Annotated in this window: 13 protein-coding genes; 3 read left to right on the top strand and 10 right to left on the bottom strand. The window is 71.2% G+C overall.

Annotated elements, in window-relative coordinates; genetic code table 11:
* Positions 1-147 precede the first annotated feature (147 nt).
* Both H305_RS0110735 and H305_RS0110730 read right to left on the bottom strand, forming a co-directional pair.
* Entirely contained in the window at positions 148-876 is a 729-nt protein-coding gene (locus H305_RS0110735; RefSeq protein ID WP_028800376.1) for a type 1 glutamine amidotransferase, read from the bottom strand.
* Positions 877-895: 19 nt separating this feature from the next.
* Positions 896-2,134, bottom strand: a complete 1,239-nt coding sequence (locus H305_RS0110730) for a MurT ligase domain-containing protein (protein WP_028800375.1) — start codon at positions 2,132-2,134, stop codon at positions 896-898.
* A gap of 154 nt (positions 2,135-2,288) precedes the next feature.
* Between H305_RS0110730 and def the strand changes: the two genes are divergently transcribed.
* Positions 2,289-2,828, top strand: coding sequence for a peptide deformylase (def, locus tag H305_RS0110725; RefSeq protein ID WP_028800374.1), 540 nt, complete (start codon positions 2,289-2,291; stop codon positions 2,826-2,828).
* A 67-nt stretch (positions 2,829-2,895) separates the two neighbouring features.
* Here def and H305_RS0110720 read toward each other — a convergent pair whose 3' ends face one another.
* Complete coding sequence (locus H305_RS0110720) at positions 2,896-3,543, bottom strand: TetR family transcriptional regulator (RefSeq protein ID WP_028800373.1); 648 nt, start codon at positions 3,541-3,543, stop codon at positions 2,896-2,898.
* Positions 3,544-3,712: 169 nt separating this feature from the next.
* Here H305_RS0110720 and H305_RS0110715 point away from each other — a divergent pair, with 169 nt between their 5' ends.
* Entirely contained in the window at positions 3,713-4,939 is a 1,227-nt protein-coding gene (locus H305_RS0110715) for an acyl-CoA dehydrogenase family protein (protein WP_028800372.1), read from the top strand.
* Here the strand turns inward: H305_RS0110715 and H305_RS0110710 are convergent.
* The 3 genes from H305_RS0110710 to H305_RS0110700 are packed head-to-tail and all read right to left on the bottom strand — an operon-like array spanning position 4,936 to position 7,800.
* Positions 4,936-5,457 carry a cupin domain-containing protein gene (locus H305_RS0110710; protein WP_028800371.1) on the bottom strand — a complete coding sequence of 174 codons (522 nt, stop codon included), beginning with the start codon at positions 5,455-5,457 and terminating at the stop codon, positions 4,936-4,938. The genes H305_RS0110715 and H305_RS0110710 overlap by 4 nt on opposite strands.
* Before the next feature lie 7 nt (positions 5,458-5,464).
* Positions 5,465-6,679: a cytochrome P450 gene (locus H305_RS0110705; protein WP_028800370.1), complete on the bottom strand. Its 1,215-nt coding sequence runs from the start codon at positions 6,677-6,679 to the stop codon at positions 5,465-5,467.
* Positions 6,680-6,684: 5 nt separating this feature from the next.
* Entirely contained in the window at positions 6,685-7,800 is a 1,116-nt protein-coding gene (locus H305_RS0110700) for a type III polyketide synthase (protein ID WP_257004611.1), read from the bottom strand.
* Between the two features lie 120 nt (positions 7,801-7,920).
* Between H305_RS0110700 and H305_RS0110695 the strand changes: the two genes are divergently transcribed.
* The gene (locus H305_RS0110695; protein WP_037763375.1) at positions 7,921-8,688 is read left to right on the top strand and encodes a hypothetical protein; all 768 of its coding nucleotides are present in this window, start codon (positions 7,921-7,923) and stop codon (positions 8,686-8,688) included.
* Positions 8,689-8,724: 36 nt separating this feature from the next.
* Here the strand turns inward: H305_RS0110695 and H305_RS0110690 are convergent, their stop codons facing one another.
* The 4 genes from H305_RS0110690 to H305_RS0110675 form a co-directional block, all read right to left on the bottom strand.
* Positions 8,725-8,964 carry a DUF6213 family protein gene (locus H305_RS0110690; RefSeq protein ID WP_028800367.1) on the bottom strand — a complete coding sequence of 80 codons (240 nt, stop codon included), beginning with the start codon at positions 8,962-8,964 and terminating at the stop codon, positions 8,725-8,727.
* 25 nt (positions 8,965-8,989) lie between these two features.
* On the bottom strand, positions 8,990-10,384 hold the full coding sequence (locus H305_RS0110685) for an NADP-dependent succinic semialdehyde dehydrogenase (protein ID WP_028800366.1): 1,395 nt from the start codon (positions 10,382-10,384) through the stop codon (positions 8,990-8,992).
* A gap of 76 nt (positions 10,385-10,460) precedes the next feature.
* Positions 10,461-10,925 (bottom strand): NUDIX domain-containing protein, encoded by a 465-nt coding sequence (locus tag H305_RS0110680; protein ID WP_028800365.1) that lies wholly within the window; start codon positions 10,923-10,925, stop codon positions 10,461-10,463.
* On the bottom strand, positions 10,922-12,460 hold the full coding sequence (locus H305_RS0110675) for an ATP-dependent DNA ligase (RefSeq protein ID WP_028800364.1): 1,539 nt from the start codon (positions 12,458-12,460) through the stop codon (positions 10,922-10,924). The genes H305_RS0110680 and H305_RS0110675 overlap by 4 nt, the downstream gene beginning before the upstream one ends.
* Between the last annotated feature and the right edge of the window lie 60 nt (positions 12,461-12,520).

Below are 12,520 nucleotides of genomic sequence, written 5' to 3'. Positions count from 1 at the left end.
GGCCTTGTCAGACGGGCTCTCGCGGAGTGGATCTCCCGTGGTGGGGGAGCGGACGCGAAGACCCCGGCGGGACCGTCGTGCGGGTCCTCGCCGGGGTCTGGCGAACCGTTTCTGAGCCGGTTCAGGCGGGCTGCCGGGCGGCAGTGTTCACGCAGGCTGCTGCGCGGCCGCGATGCGCTCGGTGCGCAGCGCCTCGTACCACCGGTCGTCGATCGGCGGCAGCGCGTTCACGTCCAGCGCCAGCTTCAGCAGCAGGTCCGCGATCTGCGGGTTGCGGGCGAGGACGGGCCCGTGCATGTACGTGCCGAACACGGTGTCGTTGTACGCGCCCTCGGTGCCGTCGCCCGTGCCGTTGCCCTTGCCGAGCCGCACGCTCGCGAACGGGCGCGCGGAGGGGCCGAGGTGGGTGACGCCCTGGTGGTTCTCGAAGCCCGTCAGCTGGGGCAGCCCGAGGCGCGGGTCGATGTCCGCGAGGACGTCGCCGACGCACCGCTCGCCCTCACCGCGCACCGAGACCACGTCGAGCAGCCCGAGACCCGGCTCACGCTGGCCGAGGTCGTTGATGAACTCGTGGCCGAGGATCTGGTAGCCGGCGCAGACCGAGAAGACGATCGCGCCGTTGGCGACCGCGCGGTGCAGGCCGCCGTCGCGGCGCAGACGCTCCGCGGCGAGCCGCTGCGGCCGGTCCTCGCCCCCGCCGATCAGGTAGATGTCGCCCGAGGTCGGGATCGGCTGGTCGCTGCGCACGTCGAGACGGGCCACGTCGAGACCGCGCTGGCGGGCCCGGCGCTCCACGACGAGGGCGTTGCCCTGGTCGCCGTAGGTGCTCAGCAGGTCAGGGTAGATCCACACCAGACGCAGGCTGTTGTCGCTCATTCTCTTCGTCCTCCGTGGCTCAGTTGCCGACACGACGCCTCAGGTCCTGGAATGCGGTGTAGTTGGCGATGACCTCGATGCGCCCGGGCGGCGCCGTCTGTACGGCCTGTTCGAGGTTCTCGCAGACCTGGAAGTGCTGGTTCGCGACCTCGAGGCGCACGGCGAGGTCCAGCTTGCGGTCGCCGAGAACGAAGATGGGGTGCCCGGTCAGACGCGTGTAGTCGACGTCCCACAGCCAGGAGGTGTCGGTGCCGTCGGCGCCGCGCGCGTTCACGGAGAGGATGACCGGCGTCGGCGGCGGGTCGATCAGCGAGAAGGTCTCCAGCCAGCCCGCGGGGTTCTTGGCGAGCAGCAGACGCAGGTCGCGCTGCATGAACTGCACCACGTCGTAGCGTCCGGCCACCGCCTGCACCTGGTACATGCGCTCCAGGGCGACCTGCGGCGGCACGCCGAAGACGGCGGCGACGGCGGCCGAGGACGCGGCGTTCGCCTTGTTGGCGCGGCCCGGCAGCTGGAGGTGGATCGGCCAGGCGGAGCCGTGCGGGTCGAGCACGTGGTCGCCGGACAGCGCCCAGGTGGGCGTGGGGCGGCGGAAGCCGCACTCCCCGCAGAACCAGTCGTCGCCGGGGCGCTGCATGACACCGCCGCAGGAGGGGCAGGACCAGGCGTCGTCCTTCCACATCTGGCCGGCGGCGACCCACATCACGTTGGGTGAGGAGGAGGCGGCCCACACGACGAGCGGGTCGTCGGCGTTGGCGACCACGACGGCCTTGGATCCGGCCAGCCCCTCGCGCCAGTGCTCGGCCATCATACGGGTCTCGGCGGCCCGGTCGAGCTGGTCGCGGGAGAGGTTGAGCAGGGCGATGCACTTCGGGTCCGTGTCGCGCGCGACACCGGAGAGGTACTTCTCGTCGACCTCGATCACCGCGAACTTGGCGTCCGAGCCGCCGGCGAGCGCCGAGGTGATGCCGGCCGGCATGTTCGCGCCCAGCGCGTTGGACACGACTGGGCCCGCGGCGCGCAGCGCCTCCGCGATCAGTCGGGTCGTCGTGGTCTTGCCGTTGGTGGCCGAGACCAGGATCACGTCCAGGTGGGTGGCCAGCCGTGCCAGCAGGTCTGGGTCGAGCTTGAGTGCCACCCGGCCGCCGATCACCGATCCGCTGCCGCGTCCGGCGGCACGCGAGACGGCCGCCGCCGCCTTGCCCGCCGTCACGGCCAGCTTGGCCCGCGGCGTCAGCGGGTCCGAGTTGCCTGACATCGTTTCTCGATCCTCCTTGCGTACGCGCCGCGCCTCTGCCCCCGGCACCGTGTGGGCCTCAGCCTATCGAGATCCACTCAGGTGCCCGAATCGCGGCACCACCACGGTGCCCGTGCGACGTTCGCGTTCCTTCCAGGACCGTACCCTTGCCGCCATGCGACACGGCTCCATCCCGGGCACCCACGGGCGCGTCCGGCCTCTCACCCTGCTCGGCTCCCCCGTCCTGCACACACCGTGCGAGGACGTCACCGACTTCGGTCCCGAACTCGCCCGGCTCGTCGAGGACATGTTCGCGACGATGTACGCCGCCGAGGGCGTCGGCCTGGCCGCGAACCAGGTCGGCGTACCGCTGAGGGTGTTCGTGTACGACTGCCCGGACGACGAGGACGTCCGCCATCGGGGACACGTGGTGAACCCACGGCTCGTCGAGGCGGACGGTGTCGTGCTGCGCGGACCGGAGGGATGTCTGTCGCTGCCGGGGCTGGAGGCGGGCACCGAGCGCTACGACCACGCGGTCGTGGAGGGGTTCACGGCGGACGGCGAGCCGGTGCGGCTGCACGGCACCGGCTGGTTCGCCCGCTGCCTCCAGCACGAGTGCGACCACCTGGCCGGCGAGGTGTACGTGGACCGGCTGCGGGGGTGGCGCCGTCGCCGGGTGCTGCGGCAGGCGGCGCGGTCACCCTGGGGCGGCTGAGGCCGTCACCGCGGACCCGTGGCCGGGCGCCGCGCCCCGGGCAAGGGCGCGGGCGTCCCGCGGTGGTTCAGAAGCCGGGACCGCCGGCGCGGTCGCCGACGGCGGCCAGGCGGCCCCACAGGAGATCGGCCAGGCTGCGGACCAATTCGGCGCGCGAGCAGGGGCGTTCGCCGAGCCACCAGTCTCCGGCGGCATGCATCATGCCGACGATCCCGTGTCCCCACACCCGTGCCAGCTGCTGGCTGCCCGGGCCCAGGTCGACGCGCTCCTCGATGACCTCGGCGAGCTCCTCGCCCATGCGGCGCAGCAGCGGGGCGGAGTGCTTGCCGACGTCGAAGCCCACGTCGCCGGGCGCCTGGGCACCCTCCGCCGGATGCATCAGGAAGCGGTACACCTGCGGACGGGCCTCGATGGCCGCCAGATAGGTGTCGAGCGTCGACTCGACCCGCTCACGACGTCCGGCCGGTGCGTCCAGCGCGGCCCGCAGCGCTCCGAGGAGGGCGTCCGTGTGCCGCTTGGCGAGCGCCGCGTAGAGCCCGCCCTTGTCGCCGAAGTGGCGGTACAGGATCGGCTTCGTGATGCCCGCCTCGGCGGCGATGGCGTTCATCGAGGCCCCGGGGCCGTCGCGGAGCACCACCCTGTCGGCGGCCTCCAGCAGCTCACGCCGGCGGCGGTCGGCGGACCTCTGCTGATCGGTCCGCTGTGTGGTGTCCATGTGCTCTCCCCACCCGTGGTGATTCGGTGACGCCAGCGCAAACTAACACTCATCGGCGGATGCGTATCGAACGGGCTGCCGAGCTCGGTCCGGGAGTTGACTTTTCTTACTGGTCAGTAACAGACTCCCGTTACCGCAAGTAACAGATGAGTGCAGTGCTGGAGGGGTCATGGCCGAGTTCACCATGGAGCTCAACGACGAACAGAAGGAGGTCCGGGACTGGCTGCACGGCTTCGCCGCCGACGTCATCCGCCCCGCGGCCGCCGAATGGGACGAGCGCGAAGAGACTCCCTGGCCGGTCATCCAGGAAGCCGCGAAGGTGGGAATCTACTCGCTCGACTTCTACGCCCAGCAGTACTTCGACTCCACCGGCCTCGGCATACCGATGGCGATGGAGGAGCTGTTCTGGGGCGATGCGGGCATCGCCCTCTCCATCGTCGGCACCGGCCTCGCCGCCGTGGGCGTCCTCGCCAACGGCACGGAGGAGCAGATCGGCACCTGGATCCCCCAGATGTACGGCGATGTCAACGATGTCAAGGTCGCGGCCTTCTGCTCCTCGGAGCCCGACGCCGGGTCCGACGTCGCCTCCATGCGCACCCGTGCCGTGTACGACGAGGCCAAGGACGAGTGGGTCCTCAACGGCACCAAGACCTGGGCGACCAACGGCGGCATCGCCAACGTCCACGTGGTCGTCGCGGTCGTCGACCCCGAGCTCGGCTCCAAGGGCCACGCGTCCTTCATCGTCCCGCCGGACACGCCGGGTCTCTCCCAGGGCCAGAAGTTCAAGAAGCACGGCATCCGCGCCTCGCACACCGCCGAGGTCGTCCTCGAGGACGTCCGCGTCCCCGGCTCCTGCCTCCTGGGCGGCAAGGAGAAGCTCGACGAGCGCCTCGCCCGCGCCCGTGAGCGTGTCAGGACGGGCGGCGAGCGCGTGAAGAACGCCGCGATGGCGACCTTCGAGGCCTCCCGCCCGGCCGTCGGCGCCATGGCGGTCGGCACCGCGCGGGCCGCCTACGAGGTCGCCCTCGAGTACGCCACGACCCGTGAGCAGTTCGGCCGGCCGATCATCGACAACCAGGGTGTCGCCTTCCAGCTCGCCGACATGCGGACGTCGATCGACGCGGCCCGGCTGCTGGTCTGGCGCGCCTCCTGGATGGCGGTCAACGGCAAGCCGTTCACGGCGGCCGAGGGCTCCATGTCGAAACTGTTCGCCAGCGAGACCGCCAAGAAGGTCACCGCCCAGGCGATCCAGATCCTGGGCGGCAACGGTTACACCCGCGAGTACCCGGTGGAGCGTATGCACCGGGACGCCGCGATCTACACGATCTTCGAGGGGACGAGCGAGATCCAGCGACTGGTCATCGCCCGCACCCTCGCGGGAATGCCCATCCGCTAGCGGATCCGGAGCGGCGTGAGCTGCTCGATGTCGTAGCGGCTGCGCAGTTCCTCGATCGCCTCGTGGTCCGGCGGACCGCCCGAGTCGAGGATCTCCAGCAACTCCTCGAAGTACCGCTCGTGGTCGGGCGGCGGGGAGGCCTGGAAGAACATCTTGGCGTGGCTGTCCGTCGGGTTGGCGAATGCGTGCGGACACCCGGGAGGTACGACGATCACCGTGCCCGGTGTCGCGCGGACCACCCGGGTGCCGGAAGTGGACTCCCACTTCTGCCAGTTGTCGGGTGTTCGCACGCGGGGCTCGAAGGCGAGCACGTCCAGCTCGCCTTCGAGCACGTAGAACAACTCCTCGCTGCGTGTGTGCACATGGGCGCCGACGTCGAAGCCCGGAGGGACCTCCACCTCGAAGGTGGAGGCCGCCCGCGAGTGCGAGCCGGTCACCTTGAAGGTCACGTGCTGGGCCGGTGTGCGCACCACCCGGCCGTGACCCGGTGGCACAAGCAGTCCTTCGGTCTTCGTCATGGTTCGCTCACCACATCACGGGCAGGGCCTCGGGACCACGGATCAGCGCGCCCTTCCGGAAGGAGACCCGATCGGGCGGCACGGCGAGCCGCAGGCCCGGGATCCGGTCCAGCAGCGCGTCGACGAGGAGCTCGGACTCCAGCCTGGCCAGCATCCCGCCGGGGCAGTAGTGCGGGCCGTGGCCGAACGCCACATGCGGATTGGGGCTGCGTGAGAAGTCGATCGTCTCCGGGTCCGGGAAGACGTCCGGGTCGCGGTTCGCGGCCAGGTACGACACATAGATCGCGTCGCCCGCCCGGATCCGTACACCCTTGATCTCCACGTCCTGGGTCGCGATCCGCGACAGCCCGACCGCGTTGCGGTGCGGGATGTAGCGCAGCAGTTCGTCGATCGCCTGGGGGCGGATCTCCGGCTCGGCCCGCAGCCGAGCCACCAGATCCGGGCGCGTCATCAGGATGTAGAAGAGCTGTCCGCTGTTGTTGGTGACCGCCTCGCCGCCGATCTGCAGAAGAACGGCGAGCCCGACGGCCTCCTCCAGCGTCACCTCTTCGCGTCCCACGGCGGCGCCGAGCAGCGAGGTGACGTCCTCGCCGGTGCTCCCGGCCCGGTCCGTGATCAGCTTCCCGAAGTACGCGCTCAACTCCTCCTTGGCCCGCTCGCTGACGTCGACGCCGTGCGAGGAGGAAAGGATCAGCTGGGTCCAGGCGTGCATACGGTGCCGGTCGGCGGTCGGGACCCCCATCAGCTCGCAGATGACCGCGATGGGGAACGGGCTCAGGACCGTCGCCGTGAGGTCGGCGGGCGGACCGCCCTGGAGCAGATCGTCGACCAGCTCGTCCAGCATCTGCCGGGACTTCGCCCGCACCCGCTCGACGCCGCGCGCCGTGAAGGCGGCGGCCACCGAGCGGCGCAGCCGGGTGTGGTCGGGCGGGTCCAGGAAACCCACCGCGCCACGCGTCGGGATGAAGTGCGGGGCGAGCCTGGTGACCCGCTGGTCCATGACCGCCTCACGGCTGAACCGGGGGTCGTTGGCGACCACGCGCACATCGTCGTGCCGGGTCACCAGCCAGGCCCAGCCCTGGCCGTTGGGCAGCTGGATCCGGGTGACCGGGCCCTCACGCATGAGATCCGTGAGGACCGGGTCGAAATCCACGCCTTTCAGGTCGAGGGCGGGCCAGTGCCGGACGGGAGGCAACGCCTCCGTGAGGATGTCCTCGGCCATGGCCCTCACGCCGTCCTGTCGCCGGTGTTCCAGCGACCCAGGGACATCTCCGCGGTGATGCCGGGGCCGAAGCCCGCGAGCAGTCCGCGCGAGGCGTGCTCGGCGCCGCCCTCCTCGAAGAGCCGGCGCAGCGCGTCCAGCACGACGGCGCTGGCGATGTTGCCGTACTCGGTGAGGGTCGCCCGGCTGAACCGGAAGGCATCCGGCGGGACTTCGAGGAACTTGCTGAGGTCGTCGAGGATCCTCGGACCGCCCGCGTGGATGATGTAGAAGTCCAGGTCGGAGGCGTCCCAGCCGTGCTGCCGCGCGAGCGAGTGCAGGGCTGGGGCGAGCGGTTCCATCGTGCCGGGCACCCGCTTGTCGAGCAGGAAGTGGAAGCCCGTCGCACGGACGTCGTACATGATCCACTCTTCGGTCTTGGGGATCAGGTACGAGCCGTTGCGCTCCAGCTCGATGCCGGTGCCGCCGTTGCCTCGGACGGCCGCGGCGGCGATGCCGTCGCCGAACAGGCCGTTGGACAGCAGGGACCCGACGCCGAGGTCGGTCGGCTGGTAGCACAGCGAGCAGAACTCGCAGGCCACGATGAGTGCGTTGGCGTCGGGGTACGCCGTGCAGAAGTCGTGCGCCCGATTGATCGCGGCGCCTCCCGCGGCGCAGCCCAGCTGGGCTATGGGTATCTGCCGGGTGTCGCTGCTGAAGCCCATCGAGTTGATCAGCCACGCCGTGAGCGAGGGCATCATGAACCCGGTGCACGAGACGTAGATGATCACGTCGATGTCGGTGGTGAGCAGCTCGGCGTCGTCAAGTGCCCGCTGTACGACGGCGGGTACCCGCGCCTTGGCCTCACTCTCGTAGACCTTGTTGCGCTCCTCGAAACCCGGGTGCTTCAGCGTCTCCTCGATGGGCTGGACGATGTGCCGGGTCTTGACTCCTGTGTTCTCGATGAGCCTGAGTGCCAGCGGCAGTTGGGGGTGATCCTCGTGACGGGAGCGCGCCAGCTCCAGCGTCTCCTCCATCGTGATCACGTACTCCGGGACCGATACCGAGGGTCTGCACAAAGTCGCCATGGTGCGCGCCTTCTTTCGCCTTCCGGTGGGCGCTGCGCCCTCCGGGTGGTTCACCCACGATCACCCGTCCGAGCGGCGATATCTCGTCGGGTTACTCCATTGAGGGGATCTATGTGTGGGCGTGGGACCCTGTTGGAAAGGGCCTCGGAGCAGTCGAAACCGAAGGGGTGCCCGATGAAGCGGACGGCCAGGGAACTGCTGGAGAGCACGACCGGGAAGCTCGCCCCGGACCCTCGTGCCAACCGTCTTCTGCCGCTGATCGCGCGGGGCGCCGCGCGGCGGACCACGCTGGCCGCGCTGGCCCTGGAACAGTCCCATGTGATCGCCGCGGACCGGCGAGCCTTCCTGCATCTGGCCGAACGGTCGGCGGGGGCGGCGACGTCCGCGGTGCCGGGAGGCGCGGGCCGGGAGACGGCGGTGCGGGGAGAGCCGGGACCCCAGGGCTCGGCCACGGCGGGCGAGGGCGCGGCCCCGGCGAGCGCCGCGTACTTCACCCTGCTCGCCGAGGGTGAGGCGACGGCTCAGGATCGGCTGGGTGCCTATGCCGCCGCGGTCGGCGCCGACGAGGAGCGGGCGGCGCACGAGTGGCTGCCGGACTGCCAGGCCTATCCGGCCTATGTCGCCTGGCTCGCCCTGAACGGCTCCCCGGCCGACGTGGTCCTGGCGCTCAGCGCCAACTTCGCCGCGTGGGGCGGCTATTGCGGCACGATCGCGAATGCGCTGCGCCGCCACTACGGCCTGGACGACGGGGCCTGCGGCTTCTTCGACCTGTTTGCCGAGCCCGCTCCCGAACTGGAGCACCGCGCGCTTGCCGCGGTGCAGGAGGGGCTCGGCGCCGGGCGGATCTCGGTGGAGGAGGTGCACCGCTTCGGCCGGCTCCTCCAGGCCTACGAGTCGAGGTTCTGGCACGCCCTGTGGGAGCTTGACCAGCGGGTCGCCTGAGCCGGGCCCGGCCCGCGCGGCCGGCCCGAGGGTGCGTCAGTCGCCCCTCGTGCCGCTGCTGTGCGCGATGCAGGCCACGTCGATGCGGTCGGCCAGCTTGGCCAGTTCGATCGTGAGCGCGGCCACGGTGTCCTCGTCGAGCCCGTCCTGGCCGGCCTCCACCAGATGCAGCCACCGGCCGCCCACGGTGCGCAGCAGCTTGCTGACGTCGGCGGCCGCCACCTGCAACGTTCCGCGGTCGTCGACGATCAGAGGCAGGGTCACTTCGCGGTTCACACAGGGGATCGTAACTGCGGAACGCTCACGCTCCGTGCCATACCGTGGTGATGTTGCAGAACTCGCGGATTCCGTGCTCGGACAGCTCACGTCCGTAGCCGGACCGTTTCACCCCGCCGAACGGGAACGCCGGGTGCGACGCCGTCATCCCGTTGACGTACACCCCGCCGGCCTCCAGATCGCGGACGAACCGGTCCACCTCGCCCTCGTCACGCGTCCACACGTTCGAACTCAGGCCGAACGGCGTGTCGTTGGCGAGGGCCACCGCCTCGTCGAGGTCCGCCACACGGTAGAGCGTGGCCACCGGCCCGAAGGCCTCCTCCTGGTGGATGCGCATCTGCGGGGTGATGTCGGCGAGAATCGTCGGCGCGTAGAACCAGCCCCGGTCCCGGTATCCCTCGGGACGTTCGCCGCCGCACAGCACGTTCGCGCCGTTCTCCACGGCGTCGTCGACCAGCTCCTCCAGATCGCTGCGGCCCTGCTCGGTGGAGAGCGGACCGACGTCCGTGTCCTCGTCCAGCGGGTCGCCGACCTTCAGCGCCTCCATGCCCGCCGTGAACCGCTCGGCGAAGGCGTCGAACACGTCCGCGTGCACGATGAACCGCTTCGCCGCGATGCACGACTGCCCGTTGTTCTGCACCCGGGCCGTCACCGCGATCCGCGCCGCCCGGTCGATGTCCGCCGACGGCATGACGACGTACGGGTCGCTGCCGCCCAGCTCCAGGACCGTCTTCTTCACCTCGTCCCCGGCCACCGACGCGACCGCCCGGCCCGCGGGCTCGCTCCCGGTCAGGGTGGCCGCCTTCACACGCGGGTCGCGCAAGACGTCCTCGACGGCGCCCGAGCCGATCAGCAGCGTCTGGAAGCAGCCCTCGGCGAAGCCCGCCCGGCGGAACAGGTCCTCCAGGTACAGGGCGGTCTGCGGCACGTTCGAGGCGTGCTTGAGCAGGCCCACGTTGCCCGCCATCAGCGCCGGCGCGGCGAACCGGACCACCTGCCACAGCGGGAAGTTCCACGGCATGACGGCCAGGACGGGGCCCAGCGGCCGGTACCGCACCAGGACCCGGGAGGCGCCGGAGTCCTTGGCGTCGGACGGGTCGGGTTCCTCGTCGGCCAGCAGACGTGCGGCGTGGTCCGCGTACCAGCGCATCGCCTTCGCGCACTTCGCGGCCTCCGCGCGGGCCTGCTTCACCGGCTTCCCCATCTCGGTGGTCATCACCCGGCCGATGGTCTGCAGGTCCTCGTCGAGAAGATCGGCGGCCCGGTGCAGCAGCCGGGCCCGCTCGGCGAAGGACGTGGTGCGGTGGGTGCGGAACGCGGACTCGGCGATGGCGAGCCTGCGCTCGATCTCCTCCGCGCTCAGGGCGTCGAACGTCTTGAGCGTCTCGCCGTTCGCCGGGTTCACCGTCGCGATGGGCATGGCCGACCTCCAAGGAGCGGGTTGTGTCTTCGACCCTCCCGCGCCGCACCCGACACCGCAACGTAGAGTGCGCCGCTCAGGACGAGTGCTCGGCGAGCCGGTCGAGAAACTCCCCCTGCGCCTTCACGATCAGCGTCCGCGCCCGGTCCAGGCCGAGCCACTCCACCCGGTCCAGCTCGGGGAACTCCTGCCGTCTGCCCGACTTGGGCGGCCACTCCATCGCGAAGGTCCCGGGGACGACGGACGCCGGATCGAGGTCCGCCTCGATCGCCCAGGCCGTGACGACCTTGCCGTTGGTCTGGGTGACCTCGCCGAGCGGGAGCGCCTCCCCGTCCGGCGGCGGCAGCCCCAGCTCCTCCTCGAACTCACGGCGCGCCGCGGCCCAGGGGGTCTCGTCGGCCTCGTACTCGCCCTTGGGGACGGTCCAGGACCCGGCGTCGCGACGTGCGAAGAAAGGGCCGCCCATGTGGCCGAGCAGGACCTCCAGGCCGTCGTCGGTGCGCCGGAACAGCAGCAGCCCCGCGCTGTGCTTCCCCCTCATCGCGTGACCTCCGGATGCGCGGCCAGCAGCGTCGCGACCGTGTCGGCCTCGGCCGCGGCCTTGTCCTCGCGGTAACGCACGACGCGCGCGAAGCGCAGGGTGACGCCGGCCGGGTAGCGGGTGGACCGCTGGAGACCGTCGTACGCGATCTCGACGACGAGTTCGGGCCGTACGGTCACCACGTGACCGTCGTCCTCGACGGCCAGCTCCCGCAGCCGCTCGGTCTGCCAGGCGAGCATCGCGTCGGTCATGCCCTTGAAGGTCTTGCCGAGCATCGCGAAGGACCCGTCCGCGTCCCGCGCGCCCAGGTGCAGGTTCGAGAGCCTGCCGGTGCGCCGTCCGTGGCCCCACTCGGCCGCCAGGACGACCAGGTCGAGGGTGTGCACGGGCTTGACCTTCAGCCAGGACGCACCGCGCCGGCCCGCGCTGTAGGGGGCGTCGAGCGCCTTGATCACGACCCCCTCGTGGCCGCGTTCCAGCGTGTCGGCGAGGAACCGTTCCGCCGCGGAGAGGTCCGCCGGGCCGTCCACGAGCGTGCGCCGCACCCGCATCGGCTCGGGCACCAGCCGCGCCAGCTCCGCGTGCCGTTCGGCGAACGGCAGGTCCAGCAGGTCCTGTCCGTCGACGGACAGCGCGTCGAAGAAGACGGGGGAGACGGGCACGGCCCGCGCGGCCGTGACCACGTCCACGCGGGAGCCCACACGTCCGGCCGTCTCCTGGAAGGACCGCGGGCGCCCCGCCCCGTCCAGCGCGATCACCTCTCCGTCCAGGACGAACCGTTCCCCCTTCAGGTCCAGCGCGGCACCGGTGATCTCGGGCAGGCGGTCGGTGATGTCGTCCAGGGTCCGGGTGTACACGCGTACGTCGTCGCCGTCGCGGTGCAGCTGGACGCGGATGCCGTCGAGCTTCTCCTCGACGGCACACACGCCCAGCTTGCCCACGGCCTCGGACACGGAGGACGCCGTGTGCGCCAGCATCGGAAGCACCGGGCGGCCCACGGTCAGCCGGAACCCCTCCAGGGCCGCCGGCCCCTGGCCCAGCAGGGCCTGCGCCACCGTCTGCAGCGAACCGGCGAGCATCACCGCCCGCCGGACGTCGGCGGCGGGCGCCCCCGTCGCCCGGGCGAGCCCCTCCACGGCGAGCGCGTCCAGCGCGCCCTGCCGCACCTCACCGGTGATCAGCCCGACCAGGAAGCGCTGCTCGTCGGTGGTGGCCGCCGCCATCAGTTCCCCCACCAGGCGTGCCCTGCGCTCCTGCGCGCCGGTGCCGGAGACCTCACCCAGCTCGGTGAGCAGCGCGTGCACCTCCCGAACGGTGAGTGCGGGCTCGGCGGCCGGGGCGACGGGCCGGCTCAGCACCTTCCAGCCGATGCCGAGCCGCCCCTGGGGGAGCCGGCCCGCGAGGTACGGGATCACGATCGGGACGTCGTCCGCGTCGGCGTCCCGGAACAGCTCGGCGAGCAGCCCGATCTTCCGGGACCGCGCCGAGGTGGCGGCGACCTCCTGCGAGACTTGGGTGAGCCGGCTCAGCAGCATGCAGCCATGGTGCAACGCACACGCCGCGGGCACACCCCTGCGGGGTGGGCGGCTCCTGTC

It is taken from the genome of Streptomyces sp. 142MFCol3.1, from assembly GCF_000424945.1.
Classification (GTDB): domain Bacteria; phylum Actinomycetota; class Actinomycetes; order Streptomycetales; family Streptomycetaceae; genus Streptomyces; species Streptomyces siamensis.
This window is presented reverse-complemented; position numbering and strand designations above follow the sequence as displayed.

Excerpts from the sequence above, each read along its gene's own strand:
- H305_RS0110735 (WP_028800376.1), bottom strand. The coding sequence starts at position 876 with ATGAGCGACAACAGCCTGCGTCTGGTGTGGATCTACCCTGACCTGCTG.
- H305_RS0110730 (WP_028800375.1), bottom strand. The coding sequence starts at position 2,134 with ATGTCAGGCAACTCGGACCCGCTGACGCCGCGGGCCAAGCTGGCCGTG.
- def (WP_028800374.1), top strand. The coding sequence starts at position 2,289 with ATGCGACACGGCTCCATCCCGGGCACCCACGGGCGCGTCCGGCCTCTC.
- H305_RS0110720 (WP_028800373.1), bottom strand. The coding sequence starts at position 3,543 with ATGGACACCACACAGCGGACCGATCAGCAGAGGTCCGCCGACCGCCGC.
- H305_RS0110715 (WP_028800372.1), top strand. The coding sequence starts at position 3,713 with ATGGCCGAGTTCACCATGGAGCTCAACGACGAACAGAAGGAGGTCCGG.
- H305_RS0110710 (WP_028800371.1), bottom strand. The coding sequence starts at position 5,457 with ATGACGAAGACCGAAGGACTGCTTGTGCCACCGGGTCACGGCCGGGTG.
- H305_RS0110705 (WP_028800370.1), bottom strand. The coding sequence starts at position 6,679 with ATGGCCGAGGACATCCTCACGGAGGCGTTGCCTCCCGTCCGGCACTGG.
- H305_RS0110695 (WP_037763375.1), top strand. The coding sequence starts at position 7,921 with ATGAAGCGGACGGCCAGGGAACTGCTGGAGAGCACGACCGGGAAGCTC.
- H305_RS0110685 (WP_028800366.1), bottom strand. The coding sequence starts at position 10,384 with ATGCCCATCGCGACGGTGAACCCGGCGAACGGCGAGACGCTCAAGACG.
- H305_RS0110680 (WP_028800365.1), bottom strand. The coding sequence starts at position 10,925 with ATGAGGGGGAAGCACAGCGCGGGGCTGCTGCTGTTCCGGCGCACCGAC.
- H305_RS0110675 (WP_028800364.1), bottom strand. The coding sequence starts at position 12,460 with ATGCTGCTGAGCCGGCTCACCCAAGTCTCGCAGGAGGTCGCCGCCACC.